The organism is Rhodococcus sp. K11/5 (assembly GCF_055193735.1).
Genome location: NZ_CM143721.1, coordinates 442,334 through 461,273, shown reverse-complemented (window position 1 = coordinate 461,273; position 18,940 = coordinate 442,334). Strand labels below are relative to the sequence as shown.

Genomic DNA, 18,940 nt, shown 5'->3' with positions numbered 1-18,940 from the left:
CCCGAAGATCGCGCTTACGAACTTCGGGCTGCGGGTAGTACTGATGCGTTCACGAGCATAGGAGCACACCCATGAAGGCCACTCTGATCTACGGCGCCGGCGATGTACGCATCGAAGAGGTACCCGATCCCACGCTTCGCGAGCCGACCGACGCCCTGGTGCGGGTTCTTCGGTCGTGCATCTGTGGAAGCGACCTATGGCCCTACGGGTCGAAGAAGTCGTCGGACCAGGGCGACCGCATCGGACACGAGTTCCTCGGCGTCGTCGAGGACACCGGTTCGGACGTCGGCGATCTGAAGGCCGGCGACGTGGTGATCGCTCCCTTCGTGTGGGCCGACAACACGTGCGACTTCTGCCGCGAGGGTCTGCAGACGTCCTGCCGCCACGGCGGCGCCTGGGGCGGGCCGGGTGTCGACGGCGGACAGGGCGAGGCGGTTCGCGTTCCGCAAGCACAGGGAACCCTGGTCAAGGTCCCCGTCGGCGAGGACTCCGATCTGCTGCCGTCGCTGCTGACCCTGTCCGACGTCTTCTCCACCGGCCACCACTGCGCGGTGACGGCCGGGGTGACCGAGGGGTCCACGGTCACGGTGATCGGCGACGGTGCGGTCGGCCTGTCCGCGGTTCTCGCGGCCAAGCGGCTCGGCGCCGAGCAGATCATCCTCATGGGGCGACACACCTCCCGCACGGATCTCGGCGTGGAGTTCGGGGCCACCGACGTCGTGGCCGAGCGCGGCGACGAGGGAATCGAGAAGGTTCGCGAGCTCACCGGCGGCGACGGCACCCAGTTGGTTCTCGAATGCGTCGGTCACGAGTCGGCCATCGAGATGGCGTTCGGATCGGTCCGCGCCGGCGGCACGGTCAGTCGTGTCGGCGTACCGCAGTACAGCAAGGTCGCCGCCGGACCGGACTTCTTCATGCGCAACATCACGCTCACCGGCGGCGTCGCACCGGCCCGCGCCTACATCGACGAACTGCTCCCGGACGTGCTCGACGGGAAGATCGAGCCGGGTCGAGTCTTCGATCGGACCGTGGATCTGGACGGCGTGCCCGCCGGATACCAGGCGATGGCCGATCGCGAGGCATTGAAGGTGATGATCACGCCGTAGTGGGAGTCGGCGGCCCGTCACTACCCGGCGGGCCGCCCTTCTCGCGACGTTCCCCTCCACGCGTTGTCGGTACCCTTCTCGTCGGTGATGTTCTCATCACGATCGGCGCACCCGCACGAACGACGAGAGGACAGCCCGTGACCGACGACCCGCGACATTCCGAGGTGGATCTCTCCACGGCGATCGGAACGTGGACACTCGACCCCGACGCGAGCACGGTGACGTTCACCGCTCGCGGATTCTGGGGTCTGATGCCCGTGACAGGAACCTTCGAGACCATCACCGGATCGGTCGAGGTTCGGTCGGGTACCGATGCCGCCGGCACGGTGGTCGTCGACGCGGCGAGCGTCTCCACAGGAATGTCGATGCGCGACAAGCACCTGGTCGAGGACAACTTTCTCGCGGCCGAGTCGCATCCCCGCATCACCTTCGCGATCACCGCCGTCACCCGGACCCCGGCCGGCACCACGGTGGCCGGGACCCTGACGATCCGTGACACGGAGACGCCCCTCACCCTCGACGCGACCGTCCGCCAGGACGGTGCCGCAGTCCTCGCTCGGGTGTCGACACCGATCGTGCTGCCCACCTACGGCATGACTCCGCCGCTCCGGATGGTTCGCCCCGAGGCTCGGGTGAACGTCGAGGCCCGCTTCGTTCGGAGCTGATCCGCGCTAGTTCACGTTCTGCAGGACGACGACGAACGCGAACACGCTCAGCAGGACCACCGCGTTCGGCTTCCAGTACCGCCGCAGCACCGCGATGAACTCGCGCAGGCACGCGGTGGGAACGGAGAACCGGGCCGTCCAGGCGCCGGTGACCCGAGCGTCGAGACCGAGGTCCCTCGTGAACGTCGCGGTGCGCAGAACGTGGAAATCGCTGGTCACGACGACCATCGGGCCGGAGTCGATGCCGCGTGCGGTGAGCAGTTCGGCACTGAGCACCAGATTCTCGTGCGTCGTGCGTGACGACGATTCGACGAGTACGTCCTCGTCCGCGTACCCCGCGGACAGCAGATATCGCTGCATGGCCACGGCCTCAGGCACCGTCTCGTCCGAGCCCTGCCCACCCGACACCACCAGCGCGGGTCGGTGACCCGCCGCAATCTCCTCCGCCATCACCTCGCGAGCACGATCGAGTCGACTCGCGAGCAACGGTGTGACGCTGCCGTCGGAATTGAGCCCGCACCCCAGGACGACCACCGCCTCGGCGCCGAGGGGTGGCTTCTCGAGCGCGTACAGCAGCGTGTGCACGGTGAACGCCGCCAGTTGTATCGCGAGGGCGAGCGAGTAGATCACCGCGGACCACACGATCGCCGGAAACCACGGCGGTAGCTCGTGTCGTTCCGACACCGTCACGACGATCGCCACCGACAGGCCACCGGCCACCACCGTCGCCCCGAGCGCGAGGGGAAGCACGGTCGCCGATCGTCGCACCATCGAGCAACCGTAGTCCGCGGCTGTACGTCAGCGACGCAGTGGCTGGCGTGACCACCACGTCACGCAGCGCCACACCCATTCGGCAGGTCCGTACCGGAACCGGGACAGCCAGGCGATGCTCACGACGACCTCGACCGCAATGATCGCCGCGACCAGAGCCACCACCTTCGGCCAATCGCTCACGTCCACGATCCCGACGATCGGCGACACCGTCACCATGATCGCGGTCGCAAGAAGGTAGTTCGTCAGCGCCATTCGTCCGAGCGGAGCGAGGACTTTCTCGAGCGCTCGACCGAGTGCGACGCGGAACGACAGCACCAGCAGGCACGCATAGAACATGCCGGTCGCGACGCCCGCGAGTTGCGAGGGCAACGACGCGGCGCCGAAGGACAGTCGCGGAATCGTGACACCGGCGGCGACGGCGATCCAGTACGCGAAAGCCACTGCGCCGAATGCCACCGTGGCGAGGACCCAGCGACCCGTGTGCGTGGTGAGTTTTCGGTGAATACCGAACTGCCCCAACGCGTATCCGATCAACAGCAATCCGGGCATCACCCCGTACCCGGCGATCAGCTGGGCTCCCACGATCAACAACACCACCCCGAAAGCCAGAATCGGCCCGGGACGCAACCAGGTCGCGGGGAGCAGGAAGATCAGACCGAAGAGCGCGTACGGCAGCAACGCTTCACCCTGGTGAAAGAACTGGTGACACAGACCGATGACGGCGAGCGCGAGCAGTCGACGCGCCAGAACCGCCCTCGGGTGATCACTGCGTCTCGTCGCACCGGCCAGGAAGATCGCAAAGCTGATCCCGAACAGAAGCGTGAAGATCGGGAAGAACCGCTCGAAGAATCCGTAGCGAACCAGGGCCGGCATCACGGTCACGCCGAGACCGCGTTCGTCGCCGAACATCGCGGGGAAGATCTCCTGCTGGTACACGTTCACCACATGGATGCCGCACAGGGCGAATCCACGAACGGCATCGAGTTCCGTGACGCGACGCGCCGTATCGGTGATCGTCATCGGCATTCACCGAGCCCCTCCGCACCGGGACCCCGGGTGCGACGTGTCGTCCGCTGCGTGTCACGAACACCGTACGACAGCTCGGTCGGCATTTCGCCCCCGTATCCGGGGCCCGACCGCGGAATCTGGATCCGTGCGTTCGGAGTTCGCGACGTCCTGATCGGTGCGGCCGCACTGCATCCCGATCGCTCCGTTCGCTCGGCGGTACGCACGGCCGGAATCGCGATGGACCTCGTCGATGCCGCGGTCGTGATGTCCGCAGCGCGACAGGGACTCACGCGACGCGCCACCGTCGCCGGAGTGCTGATGGCGGGTGGGACGGCCACGATTGCCGCCGTCGGACCACGCCTGCTGGTCGGAGTGAACCGACGATTCCGCCGGACGTCGACAATGTCCTGACACCCGGCGGATCGAGCGTGGTCAGTCGTTCTCGTTCGCGTCGCCGGGGTGGGGCACGTTCTCCTCGTCGACGTACGCGGTGGTGTCGGTGTCGACGTTCTGCTCGCGGGGACCGTCGTTGCTTCCCACGGGCTCGATCGCGTCGGCGGCGTCGCTGGGCATCGTCATCGTTGACCTCCGGTGTCTTCGGCGGGGCCGGTCCTCGCCGAATCGTGTCCCTCTCACAGTGCCCACCCGCTTCGGTACGGAAACGTTCGTAAGGTCGACGAATGACCATGACGCATCTGTCCGCGGCCGGCTTCTCGCTGGACTGCGAGGATCCCCCGACGCTGGCCGCCTTCTACGTTCGCCTGCTCGGCGGACGCGTGCTGTGGACCGACGACGCGGGGGCGGGAATGCGCACGGCGTCGGGTCTGACGCTCGTCGCCCAGAAGATCGAGGGCTACGTCCCTCCGATCTGGCCGGGCTCGGCCATCGTGCATCTCGATCTCGACGCCGGCGACGATCTCGACCGGGCCGTCGCGTACGCGCGTGATTGTGGTGCGACTCTGGTTGCACCGCAGCCGGATACACGTTGGACGGTCCTGCTCGATCCGGCGGGGCACCCGTTCTGCATCACCACGATGACGTGGACCGGGTCGTAGATTCGCCGCCGCTACCGTGCGGTCGAGCGGGCCGCTCGGCGTTCAGCGGGCCCTGCGGCACCCGCCCGCACCCGCCCGCACCCGAGCGAACCGCGGTCACGACTCCGGCACGAGACCCGGGAACACGAAATGACCGGGTCCGCCGCCGGGAAGCCCCGCCCCGCTGATGTTGGGCAGATTGAACGGGAGCCGGACCAACCGGTGCGGCTCACCCGCGGCGTCGGCCTGCCAGCAGCCCAACAGCACACCGTGGAACGCGGTGCAGACGATGCGCGTCGACGTGCCGTACGGCGATGTCAACCGGTCTCGCTGGACGAACGGGTTCCAGTAATCGGGATCCGTCGGAGTCAGGAAGTCCGTGGTCTCGAACGGCACCACGGGACTGGGGTAATCGGGAACCGGCGGCCACTCGTCCGCGCTCGCGGCGCCGGCACCGACGGTCATGGCCGCGGCCGTCACCGTCACCGCAGCGAGCATCCGACCGAACAGCTGTGAGTTCCTCATGGTCGGACGGTACTGCGTTCTGTCGCAGGGTCTGTACTCATCGACGCAACGATTACGCCTCGAAACGATCACGGGGACAGGGGCGCACCGGGAGAACGGGATGCCGACCGGAGAAGCCTGAGCTGACCGAGCTCGGCTGCGTTCTTCATCAGCTCCGCATTGAGCCACGCAGCGGTGTGTGCCACCGTCATGCCCGAGCCGTCGCCCCACGGATACGACGACGGCGCATCCAGATCGTCGTCGCTCCACTCGGCGATGACATCCAGCCATTGATCGCGAAGATCCCGTAGCCACCCGATCACCCCATCGAGATCTCCCGACCAACCGATCTCCGTGCGGTCGCGAACGGCTCGTCCGTTCGCATGATCGAGCGCGGTGCTCCACCACCAGCCGATGTGCCAGGCGACCCACCCTGCCGTGGGTACGGGTATCGGGTCGAGTTCCGACTCGTCCCAGTCCGGGACCCAGCGCCCGGTCTCGTCTTGTTGCACGGCCCAGCACACCGACACCGGCTCCCACGCGAGTACCTCGGAGGTCAACTGTTCGAGGTGTAATTCGACCAGCGACCACGTCAGGTCGAATTGCCACCGAAGAAGCTCGATCCGTTTCGACGCGCCCGTCACCGCCCGGTCCACTTCGTCGGCGAGGTCCTCATGCTCGGACGGCACTGCGTCTACCCACTCGACGCGGTGTCGCGTTCGGTCGAGGCTTCGGCGCCGACCGGCCGTCGCGACCAGTAGCTCGCGAGCAACGACCCCGAGACGTTGTGCCACACCGAGAAGATCGCCGCGGGCAGCGCGGCCGCCGGACTGAAGTGCACCGACGCCAGCGCGGCGGCCAAGCCCGAGTTCTGCATTCCGACCTCGATGGAGATCGCGCGTCGACCGGCGGCGTCGAGCCCGAAGACCTTGCCGATCCCGTATCCCACGGCGAGACCCAGCGAATTGTGGAGCACGACCGCCAGCACGATGACGGCGCCGATCGACAGCAGCGTCGGCGCGCTGGCCGCAACGACGATGACCACGACGGTGGTGATACCGACGACCGAGACCAGCGGCAGCGCGTCGAGCACGCGATCGATCGCTGCCGGAAACAGAAGGCGGAGTACGACTCCCAGAACGACGGGCACCAACACGATCTGCAGAATCGACACGAACAGTCCGCGCGCGTCGACCGGAAGGAACTCCCCCGCCAGCCACAGCACGAGCAGCGGAGTCAGAAGCGGCGCCAACAGCGTGGACACCGACGTCATCGCCACGGACAGCGCGGTGTCACCTCTGGCCAGGAACACCATCACGTTGGAGGCAGTGCCGCCCGGAGCGGAACCGACGAGCACCATGCCCGCGGTCAGCGCCGCCGACAGGCCGAGAACCGAGGCGACACCCAACCCGAGCAGAGGCATCACCACGAATTGTGCCGCGACCCCGACGAGGAGGGGCCACGGGCGTTTCGCGACGACGGTGAAGTCACCGAGCTTCAGGGTCATCCCCATGCCGAGCATGATGAGGGCCAACAACCACGGCACGGCCGGTGTGCCGCCGCTGAAGGTGTCCGGGGTCAGCAGCGCGAGTGCCCCCGCCGCGACCACGATGAGCGCGAACCACTTTCCGGTGAATTCGCCGACGGAATTCAGGCTCACTCGGCGTCTCCCCTGGTGATCAGGCGTGCATCAGCGTCCGATTTCACCGGTGATCAGCGGAAAACCGCTCGCACCACACGAAATCGGACCACGGTGCACGCGCGGAACTCACGGCTTCGCCTTCCGCACCGTCGGGCCCTGGTCGAGCACGGGATCCCAGATGTCCCCCGGCAGATCGCCCGGTAGGTAGGCGTTTCCGCGCCCGACGAACTTGTCGTCCCGGCCGTCGCGCCGCATGGCCTCGAAGTCGGCGAGCGCACCGAACGCCCACTTGCCCAGCATCGCGATGGCCACCAGGTTCACCGTCGCCATGCCGGCCATCGCCACGTCGGCGAGAGCCCACACCGTGTTCAGTGCCGTGAGAGAACCGATTCCGATCGCCGCGAGAACCATCGTCCGCAGCACGTTGAGCATCTTGCCCTCGATGCCGAGGAAGTTCAGGTTCACCTCGGCGTAGGAGTAGTTGCCCAGGATGGACGAGAAGGCGAACGTGAAGATCAGCAGCGCCATCGGCACCGAGGTCCAGGTACCCAGCTGTGCGGCAACGGAATCCTGGGTGAGGACCGCGCCCTCGACCCCTCCCGGATCGCTGATCTGGTAGACGCCCGACACGAGGATGATGAATGCCGTTGCGCTGCAGATGATGATGGTGTCGAAGAAGACGCCCAGCGACTGGATGAGCCCCTGCTTCGCCGGGTGTGAGACCGTCGCGGTCGCGGCGGCGTTGGGTGCGCTACCCATACCGGCCTCGTTGGAGAACAGTCCGCGCTTCACGCCGTTCAACATCGCGGCCAGGATTCCGCCGGCCGTACCGCCGATGGCCTCGTTCAACCCGAAGGCGCTGGACACGATCTGGCCGAACACGGCCGGGATTTCTCCGACGTTCATCGCGACGATGACCAAGGCGAGCAGCACGTACACCAGAGCCATGACCGGGAGCAGGTACTCGGCGACGCGCGCGATGCGGCGCACCCCACCGAACAGGATCGGCGCGGAGAGCACCACCAGGAACACCGCGATCCACCCGGCGTCGATGGAGAAGGTCGAGGAGAACGACTCGGTGATCGTGTTGGCCTGGACCATGTTGAACGCGAAGCCGAACGCGAAGATCAGCAGGCACGCGAACACGATTCCCCAGCGCCGCGAGCCCAGTCCGTACTGGATGTAGTAGGCGGGACCGCCGCGGAAGCTGCCGTCGGCGTTGCGCACCTTGTACATCTGCGCCAGTGTCGCCTCGATGAACGCGGTGGCCATACCGACGACCGCGACGATCCACATCCAGAAGATGGCACCGGGTCCGCCGAGGGTGATGGCGATGGCGACACCGGCGATGTTGCCGGTTCCCACGCGGGACGCGAGCCCGACGCAGAACGCCTGGAACGCCGAGATGCCGCCCTCAGCGTCGGACCGAGAACCCGCGATGGATTTGAACATCGAGGGGAGAAGGCGGATCTGCACGAACTTCGTGCGGATCGTGAAGTAGAGCCCGACCCCGAGCAGCAAGTAGATGAGAAAAACGCTGTACAGGCGGTCGGCCAGGAAATCGATCACTGCATTGACGGTGTCCACGATGCCATCCTCGGAGTGCTCGGTGTGGTGCGCGTCGGCAAGACACTACTCGCGCCGAACCCACCCGTCTCATCGATCGACCCCGCACTCTCGAATGCGGGTGTTCCGGCGAATTCGGGTAATATTCGCATCGTGACAGCTGGCCGGGTGATAACGCGTGCGCATTTCGTGCCCGTGTTCCGGGCTCTGCCGCACTCGGGCACCAACGGGTATCTGTCGACGTGGGGTGAGGCGCTGTCGGGCACTCCCCCTATTCTTTCGTCCTCACGCACCGGGAGAGCTCCGACCGCACGTTAGAACACGCTCTCGCCCGGGCACCGTTTCCTCTGACCGCTCGGACGAAAGAATGTCGTGCTCGCTCTTCTGTGCCTGATCGGCACCGCCGCCGCCGCCGCGCTCGCCCCGGCCCTGGGTCGGCGGTTCGGCCGTGACGCGGGCTGGCCGCTGGCCGCGCTTCTCACCGCCCTCGGGGTGCTGCTCCTCGTCGCGAGCGCCTCCGAATCGGACAGCATCGACCTGCCGTGGATTCCGTCCATCGGGGTGGAATTGTCGTTGCGTCTCGACGGTCTGGCCCTGCTATTCGGCTCGCTGGTGCTGTTCATCGGCGCGCTCGTGCTCGCCTACAGCGCGCGCTACCTCGGCACCGGTGACCAGGCGCGTTTCTACGCCCTGATGACGTTCTTCGCCTTCGCGATGCTCGGCCTCGTCCTGGCCAACGACGTCGTGGTGCTGTTCGTGATGTGGGAGCTGACCACGCTGTGCTCGTTCTTCCTCATCACCCGCTCCGGCGCCGGCGCCCGCGAGCCCGCGGTGCGCACCTTGCTGGTCACCGCGGCCGGCGGCCTCATGCTCCTCACCGCCGTCGTGGCGATGAGCGTCCGGGTCGGGTCGACGCGTCTCGACGTCATCACCGCCTCCACGGTGTGGGAGACGGACACGACGTTCACCGTCGTGATCGGTGTCCTCGTGGCACTCGCCGCCTTCACCAAGTGCGCCCAGTTCCCGTTCCAGGCCTGGTTGCCCGACGCCATGGCGGCGGCCACCCCGGTCAGCGCGTACCTCCACGCCGCGGCCATGGTCAAGGCCGGCATCTACCTGCTGATGCGGTTCACCCCGATCTTCGGCGGCGTCGCCGTGTGGAACGTCCTGCTCGTCACCGTCGGTCTCATCACCGCCGTGATGGGCGCCGTGGGGGCCCTGCGCCGGTTCGACCTGAAGGAACTGCTGGCCTACTCCACCGTCTCGCAGCTCGGTTTCCTCGTCGCCACGATCGGCGTCGGCACCCCGTACGCGATGGTCGCCGCGGGCACCCACGTCATCGCGCACGCCCTGTTCAAATCGGCGCTGTTCATGCTGGTCGGTGTGGTCGACGACCGCTACGGCACCCGCGACATCCGCGAACTCTCCGGGGTCCACCGCACCATGCCCTGGACCGTGGGTGCGATCGCCGCGGCCGCGTTGTCGATGGCCGGAATTCCGCCCCTGCTGGGATTCCTCAGCAAGGAGGGCATGTTCTCGGCGATGCTGCGCTTCCCCGGTCCGGGGTGGGCCACCGCGGTGGTCGCCGTGGTCGCCGTGTCCGCTGCCGCCGTGACCGTCGCCTACTCGGCGCGCATGATTCTCGGACTCAGTTCCGGCCCACCCGACGGCCCCAACGAGGCGTCGGCGGCGTTCCTGCTTCCCGCCGCCATCCCCGCGGCCCTCGGCACCGTGCTCGCCATCTGGACCTTCCCGCTCGAAGGCCTCGTGTCCGACGCCGCGTCGTCGCTGGCCGACGAACCGGTCACCGCCGGTCTGTCGTTGTGGCACGGGTTCAACACCGCGCTCCTCATGTCCGTGGTGGCGGTGGCGGCCGGCGTGGTCCTGGTGCTCCTTCGCCGTCCGGTGCACGACGTCATCGGTGACGGCATCGCACCGTTCTCGGCGCTGAACGTGGTCGACTCCCTGCGCGCCGGATCCATCGCCGCCGGCCGACGCACCGGTGACCTGACCCGGTCCAGCTCCCCCACCCGCCACCTCGCGGCTCCGATGGTGGTCCTGACCGGCCTCGCGATCGTGGGTATCGTCGCCTTCCGCTCGTCCTCCGACGCGGCGCAGCTCGCCGACCCCATGTCGGGTACCTCGCAGCCGTTGGATTGGGTGCTGGTGGCGTTGATCGCCGTCGGCACGCTGGCCGCGATGATCGCCCGGACGCGCATCGCCGTCGTGGCGGTCGTGGGTCTGATCGGCTTCGCGCTCGTGGTGTGGTTCCTGAGTCTCGGCGCCGCGGACGTCGCGCTGACCCAGTTGCTCGTCGAGATCCTGACCGTCGTGGTGCTCGTGCTGGTGCTGCGCCGGTTGCCGATGGTGTTCGCCCGTCCGTCGCGCCGCCGCGTCATCGGATCCGGCGCGCTCGCCGTGGTGGCCGGAGTCGCGACGACGCTGTCGGTGCTGGCGTTCACCGGCCGTCGAGAGCTCAGCGCGGCCGGGGAGTACTTCATCCGCGAGGCCGAGGCCGAGACCGGCGGAACGAACGTGGTCAACACGATCCTCGTGGACTTCCGTGCGCTGGACACCTACGGCGAACTCACCGTCCTCGGCGTGGCCGGCATCGCGGTCGCGGTCTTGATCGGCTCTCGTGACCTGTTGCCGCAGAAGTCCTCTCGCGTCGAATCCCGCGCCTCGGTGCTCACCGAGCCCGAAGGTTTCGCGGTGTTCGGTCGTGCACTGGCCCGCGCCGTGGGCCCGGTCATGATCGTCGTGTCGCTGATCCTCCTGTGGCGCGGGCACTCCGAGCCCGGCGGCGGCTTCATCTCCGCCCTCGTCGGCGGCGCCGGATTCTCGCTCCTGTACCTCACCGCGTCGTCGGACGATCCTCCTCGCCTGCGCCTGCCGTACGTGGGCCTGATCGCGTCGGGCGTCGTCGTCGCCACCCTGACCGGCTTCGTCGGGTACCTGCCGGGATCGTTCCTGACCCCGATCAACGGTGAGTTCCTGGGCATCAAGCTGACCACGGCCCTCGTCTTCGACGTCGGCGTCTATCTCACCGTCGTCGGCGTCGTCCTCGCGTCGCTCCGGCTCCTGGGTCGTCCCGAAACTCCGGACGAACCCGACGTGGAGCCACCACGTCCACCGGACGATCCCGGACGCCCCGCCGACACTGCAGCCGACGCCGCCCCGACCACCCGTCAGGAAGTCCAGTGACACTTGCCATCTCCGCCGGCATCCTCGTGGCCGGTGCCGTGTATCTGATCCTGCAACGCGGCATGCTGCGCATCGTGCTCGGTTTCGTCCTGCTCAGCCACGGCGTCAACCTCGTCCTGATGGCCTCGGGCGGCACCGACCGACGCGGCGAGCCTCTGGGGTCTGGCGCCGACCCGGCGGTCGTGGCCGATCCGCTCCCGCAGGCCTTCGTGCTCACCGCCATCGTCATCGCGTTCTCCATCACCATCTACATGCTCGCGCTCGCCGTCGCCGGTGACCGCGACGACGACACCGCAGACGACGAGAGCGCGCACACCGAGGGCACCGACGACGAGAACGCCGATTCCGCCCTCGCCGCCCGCATCCGGCCGACCACCGATGAGGTGACCACGTGATCGGCGCCCTGCTGCCGCTGCTGGTGGCCGTCCCCATCGTCGCCGCGACGCTGCTGATGATGACGACCAAGAACGTGCGCGCCAACATGACCGTGCTCGTCGTGGTTCTCGTCGGATGCATGGTCGGTGGGGCCCTGTTGGTCGCCGACCAGACGAGCGGCGTGGCCCGCGGACACGGAGTGGGAACGTGGCCGTTCGGCATCGCCATCCCGTTCGTGGTGGACATGCTCTCGGCGCTGCTCCTGACCGTGACCGCCCTGCTGACCCTGGCCGCCTCGGCGTTCGCGGTCTTCGCGGGTCAGGCGCAACGACCGTTCTTCGCCCCGCTGATCCTGGTGCTCACCGCCGGTGTCAACGGCGCGCTGCTCACCGCCGATCTGTTCAACCTGTTCGTGTTCATCGAGGTGATGCTGCTTCCCTCGTACGCGTTGATGGTGCTCTCCGCCCACAAGAGCGCGTCGCGAGGACGCGTGTCCGGAACCCGGCTCTACGTCACGGTGAACCTGCTGACGTCGACGGTGTTCCTCGCGGGTGTCGCCTTCGTCTACGGCACCGCGGGCACGGTGAACATCGCCGAGCTCGCCGGCGCGGCCCGCGAATCGACGGCCATCGCGCTGGCCTGCGCGGTCTGCCTGTTCGCGCTGTCGATCAAGGCCGCGGTGGTTCCGGTGCACGGATGGCTCGCCCGCACCTACCCCACGACGTCGCCGACGGTCACGGCGCTGTTCTCCGGCCTGCACACCAAGGTCGCGATCTACGGCATCTACCGCCTCTACGCCGTCATCTTCGAGGGCGACAGCCGCTACCTGTGGGTGGGTCTCGTCGCCTTCTCGCTCACCATGGTCGTCGGGGTGCTCGGCGCGGTCGGAGAGAACGGCTCGCGGTCGATCCTCACGTTCCACATGGTGAGCCAGATCGGCTACATCCTGCTCGGAGTCGCGCTCTTCGGTCCCATCGGACTCACCGCCGGCATCTTCTACCTGATCCACCACATGATCGTGAAGGCGTCGCTGTTCCTGTCCACCGGAGCCGTCGAAGTGCACTACGGCACCGACGAACTGGGCAAGCTCCGCGGCATCGCCCGGAAGGAACCGATCGTCGCGGCCGCGTTCCTCGCCGGGGCACTCTCCCTCGCCGGGTTGCCACCGTTCTCCGGGTTCGTGGCCAAGCTGACTCTCATCACCGCGGCCATGGACGGGCAGCAGTACCTCGTCGCCGCCATCGTGGTCGCCGTCAGCTTGTTCACGCTGCTGTCGATGCTCAAGATCTGGTCCGGCATGTTCTGGGGTCCGTCCGATCCCGAACCGAAGTCGACCGACGAGGGCACCACCAGGGTCGAGGAGAAGACCAGGATCCGCGTCGGGTTGCTGGCTCCGGCCGTGGTGCTCGCACTGATCACGCTGTCGCTCGGAATCGGCGCGCAGGGTCTGCTGTTCCTGACCGACATCGCGGCCGACCAGCTGATGGACACCGCGGGCTACGTCGAGGCGGTCATCGGATGAAAGACACACTCACCTGGCTGCCCCGAATCCTGTGGTTCCACCTCTGGTACCTGAAGGAACTGGTGGTCGCGAACGTCGGCGTCATCAAGGACACGCTCTCGCCGGGCCAGAACTCCGAGCCCGGCATCGTGGTGGCGCGCACGCGCTGCACCACCGAGTTCGAGATCACCCTGCTCTCCTCGTTGATCTCGTTGACGCCGGGCACGCTCACGCTCGGAACGAGGCTCGTCGCGGCGACGGACGACGACGCCGCGCACCGAGTTCTGTACGTGCACTTCATGTATCACCCGGATCCCGAGGACGCCCGCGCGGCGGTCGCGGACATGGAGGAGCACATGCTCACCGCCGTGCGCCGGAAGGGAGTCACCTCGTGATCGGCATCGACATCGCCATCGCCCTGGTCATCGTGACCACCGTCCTCACCGCGATCCGCATGGTGCGGGGACCGTCGGACGCCGACCGCGCCGTGGCCGCGGAACTGCTCTTCTTCGCCGCCGTCGGGCTGATCGCACTCTTCGGAGTTCGCGCGGGGAGTGTGGCGACGTTCGACATCGTCCTCGTCGCGACGCTCGTCGGGTTCCTGTCCTCGATCTCCCTCGCCCGCGCACTCACCAGGGGGCCCCGATGAACCTTCTCGGACAGATCACCGTCGTCCTCGGCGCGCTGATCCTGCTGACGGCCGGAGCCGGAGTCCTCAAGTTCCCGGACCTCTACACCCGTGCGTCCGCCGTCAGTACCGCGGCCGGATTCGGCATCGCGTTCCTGGTGCTCGGCACGCTGCTGATCGACCCGTCCATCGGCTCCGCGGTCAAGGTCGCGATCATCATTCCCATCCACCTGGCGACGGCGGCCGTCGGCAGCATGGCGATCGTTCGGTCCGGGTACATCACCGGGACGCCGCTGTTCAAGCAGGTCTACAACGAGGTCGAGGACGGCCCGACGAGCGGTCCCGACGCCGACGACGCCGCGACCGAGGGTCGCCGCTGACGGTCGACCGTGTCAGTGGTGCGGGGGCTCGCCGGTGACGGCGTGGTCGGCGAAGTTGAGACCCTCGCGAACGAGCCGAGCGAGGTGGCCGTCGGCGAGTCGGTAGATGACGTTGCGGCCGTTCTTCTGCGTCTCGACCATCCCGGTGAAGCGTAACTTGGCCAGATGCTGACTGACCGCGGTGCGGGACGCGTCGGACTCGTTGGTCAGTGCGGTCACGTCCGCCGGGCCGCGGCTGAGCAACCACAGCAGATGCAGACGGGTGGGGTCGGACAGCATGCGGAAGGTATCGCTCGCGGCCTCGAGGCGTGCGCGGTCCGGGTGGACCGCGTGGTCGAGGCTCGCGGTCGGTTCGCCGCTCGCTGCTGTCATGATCACCGATTCTCGTCCTACGACGCGGCTCCACCCGTTGGGGACGGGACCGTCGTCGGCGTGCGGACCCACAGCCTTCCGGCGGCGAGTGCCGCCAGTGTAGCGATCCCGGCGAGTATCGCGGCCGCCGCGAACTGCCCGACGGCGGCGCCCACCCACCCGGCGACGGGGTAGGTGACGAGGAACCAGGCGTGGGACAGCGAGAACTGCCCGGTGAAGATCGCGCCGCGGTCGCTCTCGTCGGATTCGCGGCGCAGCACCCGCGCCGTGGGCGTGCCGATCATCGACGTGCCTGCGCCCATGACCGCCCACACGGCGCACAGGGTGGCAAGCGACGTCGGTCCCGATGCGGTGAGAACCGCCGCCGCAGCGGTGCCGACGACCGTGACGACGGCTCCCACGAGCATGAGTGAACGGTCGTCGACGACGTCGAGCACCCGCGGCACCGCGAGGGCGACGGCCATCGATCCACCCCCGTAGAAGGCGAGGGCAACGGCGACGGCGGTGTTCGATCCCCCGAGGAGATCCCGCACGTAGACGACGGTGTTGACCAGGACCAACGCGGTCGCGGCCGCGACGACGAGGTTCAGCGCGAGGAGTCCGCGCAGCGCGGGACGACGGCCGAACACCCGGATTCCCGCGGTGGCTCGGGCCGCGAACGACGCGGTGTGCTCGGGCGGCTCGTACGCGGGCAGGCGGGTTCCGACGACCATCATCGCCGACACCGCGAACCCGACGGCGGTGCTGACGAACAGCGAGTGGAAGGACACCACCGTCAGAAGCGCGGCAGCGATGACGGGACTGAGCAACGACTCGAGGTCGTAGGCCAGCCGGGAGAGCGACAGGGCGCGGGTGTACTGCCGTTCGTCGGGAACGACCGACGGGATCACCGCCTGGAACGTGGGCGTGAACGTGGCCGACGCCGCCTGCAGCACGAAGATCAGGACATAGATCTGCCACACCTGATCCACGAACGGCAGGAGCAGTGCGATCAGCGCGCGCACCGCGTCCGCGGCGACCAAGACCAATTTTCGCGGAAGTCGATCGGTGAGAGCGGACACGACGGGCGCCACCCCGACGTACGCCACCATCTTGATCGCGAGCGCGGTACCGAGGACGGCACCCGCCGCGCTGCCCGTGAGGTCGTAGGCCAGCAGACCCAGCGCGACGGTCAGCAGTCCGGTGCCGAGCAGGGCCACGACCTGCGCGGTGAAGAGCCGCCGGAACGCCGGTACGGCGAGAACGCTGCGGGAGAGCGCGCTGGGTACGGTCATGGCGCTCAACGTACCTCATGAGTGCATACGTGTGCACATGAAACTGCGTGGAGCACGTCCGCCCGGCCGGATACGGTGATCGACGCGACCCCCTGTCCGGCCCGCCGTTTGGCCGGGGCCGCACCGGCACATATAGTGATTCATGCATGAGTCACGGCGAGCGCCGTGACGGAGAACTCGGAGGCAGACGATGGTGTTCGGAGCAGTACTCGGTAAAGCAGTGTCGACCGTGGTGACCGGCGCCGTCGGCGTCGCCGCCTACAACGGCGTCAAGGAGATCGGCCGACGCGCCCCGTTGCGCGACGCCGCAGTGACCGCCACCGCCTGGTCCATCCGCGGCGTCCGCAAGGCCGAGGAGAAGGCCGAGACCGCGCGTCTGTCGGCCGCCGACGTCATCGCCGAAGCCAAGGAGAAGGTCGGCGAGCAGGTGACGCCGCCGGTGCACACCCCGGCGCACGATCACGACCACTGATGACGGTCGCTCCCCTGGCGCCTGATTCCCGTACCGACGCGGACCCCACAGCGATCGAGATCCGCTCCGACGCCGCCGGCCGGATGCGTCTGACGGTTCGCTGGCTGATCAACAGCCCCGCGCGCGCCGTCGCGATCGAGGACGCGCTCGCCGAGGTTCCCGGCGTCCGTGCGACGCACGCCTACCCGCGTACCGGCAGCGTGGTCGTGTGGTTCTCCCCCGATCGCGTCGATCGGGATGCGTTGATGGACGCCCTCCACTCCGCGAGTTCGACGTCGGCCACGGCCGCGATCGAGCGCTCCCCGCACTCGGCCGAGGTGGGCAACGGTGACATCCTCCGCATGGCGGTCGGTGGCACCGCCCTTTTCCTGCTCGGCATCCGGCGCTACGGCTTCGGTCGGCCCCCGATGCTCGGCCCGACCAGTCGGCTCGTCGCCAGCGGCGTCACCATCTTCACCGGCTATCCGTTCCTGAAGGGTGCGCTGAAGTCGATCGGCGGACGCAAGGCCGCCGGCACCGACGCCCTCGTCTCCGCCGCCACCGTCGCGAGCCTGCTCCTGCGCGAGAACGTGGTCGCTCTGACGGTGCTGTGGTTGTTGAACATCGGCGAATACCTGCAGGATCTGACGTTGCGGCGCACCCGGCGCGCGATCTCCGCTCTGCTGGCCGGCAACCAGGACACCGCCTGGGTCCGCGGGCCGGACGGTGTCGAGATCTCCGTCGACATCACCTCCCTGCAGATCGACGACGAGGTCATCGTCCACGAGCAGGTGGCCCTCCCCGTCGACGGTGTCGTGTGCGACGGCGAAGCGGTTGTCGATCAATCCGCCATCACCGGCGAGAACCTGCCCGTCACGTTGCGGACGGGCGACCGCGCGTACGCGGGATCGGTGGTGGTCCGCGGTCGACTCGTGGTGCGCGCCGCCGCCGTCGGCCACGAGACGGCCCTCGGCCGCATCATCGCCCGCGTCGAGCAGGCCCAGGAGGATCGCGGGCAGATCCAGACGGTCGGCGACAACTTCTCCCGACGGTTCGTTCCCGCGTCGTTCGCCCTGTCCGCTCTCACCCTGCTCGTCACCCGCGACGTGCGTCGGGCGATGACGATGCTGCTCGTCGCCTGCCCGTGCGCGGTCGGCCTGTCCACCCCGACGGCCATCAGTGCTGCCATCGGCAACGGCGCCCGCCGCGGCATGCTCATCAAGGGCGGCTCGCACCTCGAGCAGGCCGGACGCGTAGACGCCATCGTCTTCGACAAGACCGGCACCCTCACCGTCGGGCGACCGATCGTCACCAACGTCGTCTCCTTCGACGACGACTGGACGCCGGAACAGGTGCTCGCCTTCGCCGCGAGTTCGGAGATCCATTCCCGACACCCGTTGGCGGAAGCGGTGATTCGCAGTACCGAGGAGCGCCACATCGAGATTCCCGCGCACGAGGAGTGCGAGGTGGTCGTCGGCATGGGCATGCGCACGTTCGCCGGTGACCGCACCCTGCTGCTGGGCAACCGGCCACTCCTCGAGAGCGAGGGAGTCGCGCTGTCGGAGGACGCGCTCGGTTGGGTCGACCGGCTCCAGCGCAAGGCCGAGACTCCGCTGCTGCTCGCGGTCGACGGCGCCCTCGTGGGACTCGTGAGCCTCAGCGACGAGGTCAGGCCGGAAGCGTCTGCCGTGGTCGCGAAGCTTCGCGCATCCGGAGTGCGGCGCATCGTCATGCTCACCGGCGATCACCCGCAGACTGCCGCGGCGGTTGCCGAGGAACTCGGTATCGACGAGTGGAAGGCGGAGGTGTTGCCCGACGACAAGCTCGCCGCCGTGCGCGCCCTGCAGGACGAGGGGCACGTCGTCGCGATGGTCGGCGACGGCACCAACGACGCTCCGGCACTGGCGGCCGCGGACATCGGCATCGCCATGGGCATCGCGGGCACCGACGTGGCCGTCGAGACCGCCGACGTCGCGCTGTCCGGGGACGAACTCGGCCGCCTGCTCGAGCTCCGCGAACTCGGCGGCCACACGTTGGACGTGATCAAGCAGAACTACGCGATGTCCATCGCGGTCAACGCCATCGGCCTGGTCGTCGGCGCGGGCGGGGCTCTGTCTCCGGTGCTGGCCGCGGTGTTGCACAACGCGTCGTCCGTGGCCGTGGTCGGCAACAGTGCGCGGTTGATCAGGTACCAGCTCGACTGAGCGCGCCCACCGCGCCGCCCGCCCACCGCGCCGGAGTCAGGGGCACCCTCACTCCCACCGCGCCGTCCGCCCACCACGCCGGAGTCAGGGGCACCCTCACCTCCCGAGACGGAGCGAACGGCACCCTGACTCCGGTTGGTGCGCAATCGAACCCGAGTCAGGGGCACCCTCGCACCGCGAGACGGAGCGAACGGCACCCTCACTCCGAACGGGTAATCGATCGACTGTCCGACGGCGTCGCGAGTGTGGAAC

At 68.1% G+C, this 18,940-nt stretch carries 21 protein-coding genes; 12 read left to right on the top strand and 9 right to left on the bottom strand.

Translation table 11 applies throughout. From position 1 onward, the window contains the following. The first annotated feature begins 71 nt into the window (after positions 1-71). Positions 72-1,106, top strand: a complete 1,035-nt coding sequence (locus ACY466_RS02280; protein ID WP_463249511.1) for a zinc-binding dehydrogenase — start codon at positions 72-74, stop codon at positions 1,104-1,106. Between the two features lie 137 nt (positions 1,107-1,243). Beyond that, entirely contained in the window at positions 1,244-1,771 is a 528-nt protein-coding gene (locus ACY466_RS02275) for a YceI family protein (RefSeq protein ID WP_463249509.1), read from the top strand. 6 nt (positions 1,772-1,777) lie between these two features. Here ACY466_RS02275 and ACY466_RS02270 read toward each other — a convergent pair whose 3' ends face one another. Together ACY466_RS02270 and ACY466_RS02265 are read right to left on the bottom strand one after the other, a co-directional pair. Then, a complete protein-coding gene (locus ACY466_RS02270; RefSeq protein ID WP_463249507.1) occupies positions 1,778-2,542 on the bottom strand; it encodes a YdcF family protein in 765 nt (254 codons plus the stop codon). Positions 2,543-2,569: 27 nt separating this feature from the next. Further along, positions 2,570-3,565, bottom strand: a complete 996-nt coding sequence (locus ACY466_RS02265) for a DUF418 domain-containing protein (protein WP_463249505.1) — start codon at positions 3,563-3,565, stop codon at positions 2,570-2,572. A 57-nt stretch (positions 3,566-3,622) separates the two neighbouring features. On the opposite strand from ACY466_RS02265, the gene ACY466_RS02260 reads away from it, so the two are divergent. Next, positions 3,623-3,964 carry a hypothetical protein gene (locus tag ACY466_RS02260; protein WP_463249503.1) on the top strand — a complete coding sequence of 114 codons (342 nt, stop codon included), beginning with the start codon at positions 3,623-3,625 and terminating at the stop codon, positions 3,962-3,964. Between the two features lie 21 nt (positions 3,965-3,985). On the opposite strand, the gene ACY466_RS02255 is transcribed toward ACY466_RS02260, so the two are convergent. Further along, positions 3,986-4,132 carry a hypothetical protein gene (locus ACY466_RS02255; RefSeq protein WP_463249501.1) on the bottom strand — a complete coding sequence of 49 codons (147 nt, stop codon included), beginning with the start codon at positions 4,130-4,132 and terminating at the stop codon, positions 3,986-3,988. Between the two features lie 101 nt (positions 4,133-4,233). On the opposite strand from ACY466_RS02255, the gene ACY466_RS02250 reads away from it, so the two are divergent. Continuing rightward, positions 4,234-4,608, top strand: a complete 375-nt coding sequence (locus ACY466_RS02250; RefSeq protein ID WP_463249499.1) for a VOC family protein — start codon at positions 4,234-4,236, stop codon at positions 4,606-4,608. 96 nt (positions 4,609-4,704) lie between these two features. Here the strand turns inward: ACY466_RS02250 and ACY466_RS02245 are convergent, their stop codons facing one another. The 4 genes from ACY466_RS02245 to ACY466_RS02230 form a co-directional block, all read right to left on the bottom strand. After that, positions 4,705-5,112, bottom strand: a complete 408-nt coding sequence (locus ACY466_RS02245; RefSeq protein ID WP_463249497.1) for a hypothetical protein — start codon at positions 5,110-5,112, stop codon at positions 4,705-4,707. Between the two features lie 68 nt (positions 5,113-5,180). Beyond that, positions 5,181-5,780: a DinB family protein gene (locus ACY466_RS02240; RefSeq protein ID WP_463249495.1), complete on the bottom strand. Its 600-nt coding sequence runs from the start codon at positions 5,778-5,780 to the stop codon at positions 5,181-5,183. 5 nt (positions 5,781-5,785) lie between these two features. Continuing rightward, complete coding sequence (locus ACY466_RS02235; RefSeq protein ID WP_463249493.1) at positions 5,786-6,751, bottom strand: bile acid:sodium symporter family protein; 966 nt, start codon at positions 6,749-6,751, stop codon at positions 5,786-5,788. 108 nt (positions 6,752-6,859) lie between these two features. After that, the gene (locus ACY466_RS02230; RefSeq protein ID WP_463249491.1) at positions 6,860-8,320 is read right to left on the bottom strand and encodes an alanine/glycine:cation symporter family protein; all 1,461 of its coding nucleotides are present in this window, start codon (positions 8,318-8,320) and stop codon (positions 6,860-6,862) included. Between the two features lie 351 nt (positions 8,321-8,671). Between ACY466_RS02230 and ACY466_RS02225 the strand changes: the two genes are divergently transcribed. Genes ACY466_RS02225 through ACY466_RS02200 form a run of 6 tightly spaced genes read left to right on the top strand, consistent with a single transcriptional unit; the run spans position 8,672 to position 14,387 of the window. Continuing rightward, on the top strand, positions 8,672-11,503 hold the full coding sequence (locus ACY466_RS02225; RefSeq protein ID WP_463249489.1) for a DUF4040 family protein: 2,832 nt from the start codon (positions 8,672-8,674) through the stop codon (positions 11,501-11,503). Continuing rightward, positions 11,500-11,898, top strand: coding sequence for a sodium:proton antiporter (locus tag ACY466_RS02220; protein WP_463249487.1), 399 nt, complete (start codon positions 11,500-11,502; stop codon positions 11,896-11,898). Before ACY466_RS02225 ends, ACY466_RS02220 begins: the two co-directional genes overlap by 4 nt. Beyond that, positions 11,895-13,400 (top strand): monovalent cation/H+ antiporter subunit D family protein, encoded by a 1,506-nt coding sequence (locus ACY466_RS02215; RefSeq protein WP_463249485.1) that lies wholly within the window; start codon positions 11,895-11,897, stop codon positions 13,398-13,400. The genes ACY466_RS02220 and ACY466_RS02215 overlap by 4 nt, the downstream gene beginning before the upstream one ends. Beyond that, a complete protein-coding gene (locus ACY466_RS02210) occupies positions 13,397-13,774 on the top strand; it encodes a Na+/H+ antiporter subunit E (protein ID WP_463249483.1) in 378 nt (125 codons plus the stop codon). The genes ACY466_RS02215 and ACY466_RS02210 overlap by 4 nt, the downstream gene beginning before the upstream one ends. After that, the gene (locus ACY466_RS02205; RefSeq protein WP_463249481.1) at positions 13,771-14,028 is read left to right on the top strand and encodes a monovalent cation/H+ antiporter complex subunit F; all 258 of its coding nucleotides are present in this window, start codon (positions 13,771-13,773) and stop codon (positions 14,026-14,028) included. The genes ACY466_RS02210 and ACY466_RS02205 overlap by 4 nt, the downstream gene beginning before the upstream one ends. Further along, positions 14,025-14,387 (top strand): cation:proton antiporter, encoded by a 363-nt coding sequence (locus tag ACY466_RS02200; RefSeq protein WP_463249479.1) that lies wholly within the window; start codon positions 14,025-14,027, stop codon positions 14,385-14,387. The genes ACY466_RS02205 and ACY466_RS02200 overlap by 4 nt, the downstream gene beginning before the upstream one ends. A 12-nt stretch (positions 14,388-14,399) precedes the next feature. On the opposite strand, the gene ACY466_RS02195 is transcribed toward ACY466_RS02200, so the two are convergent. Both ACY466_RS02195 and ACY466_RS02190 read right to left on the bottom strand, forming a co-directional pair. Further along, a complete protein-coding gene (locus ACY466_RS02195) occupies positions 14,400-14,759 on the bottom strand; it encodes an ArsR/SmtB family transcription factor (RefSeq protein ID WP_463249477.1) in 360 nt (119 codons plus the stop codon). A gap of 17 nt (positions 14,760-14,776) precedes the next feature. Then, positions 14,777-16,033 (bottom strand): MFS transporter, encoded by a 1,257-nt coding sequence (locus ACY466_RS02190; protein WP_463249475.1) that lies wholly within the window; start codon positions 16,031-16,033, stop codon positions 14,777-14,779. Positions 16,034-16,223: 190 nt separating this feature from the next. Here ACY466_RS02190 and ACY466_RS02185 point away from each other — a divergent pair, with 190 nt between their 5' ends. Both ACY466_RS02185 and ACY466_RS02180 read left to right on the top strand, forming a co-directional pair. Continuing rightward, positions 16,224-16,505 (top strand): DUF1490 family protein, encoded by a 282-nt coding sequence (locus tag ACY466_RS02185; RefSeq protein ID WP_463249473.1) that lies wholly within the window; start codon positions 16,224-16,226, stop codon positions 16,503-16,505. Continuing rightward, positions 16,505-18,688: a heavy metal translocating P-type ATPase gene (locus tag ACY466_RS02180; protein ID WP_463249471.1), complete on the top strand. Its 2,184-nt coding sequence runs from the start codon at positions 16,505-16,507 to the stop codon at positions 18,686-18,688. The genes ACY466_RS02185 and ACY466_RS02180 overlap by 1 nt, the downstream gene beginning before the upstream one ends. Positions 18,689-18,940 lie beyond the last annotated feature (252 nt).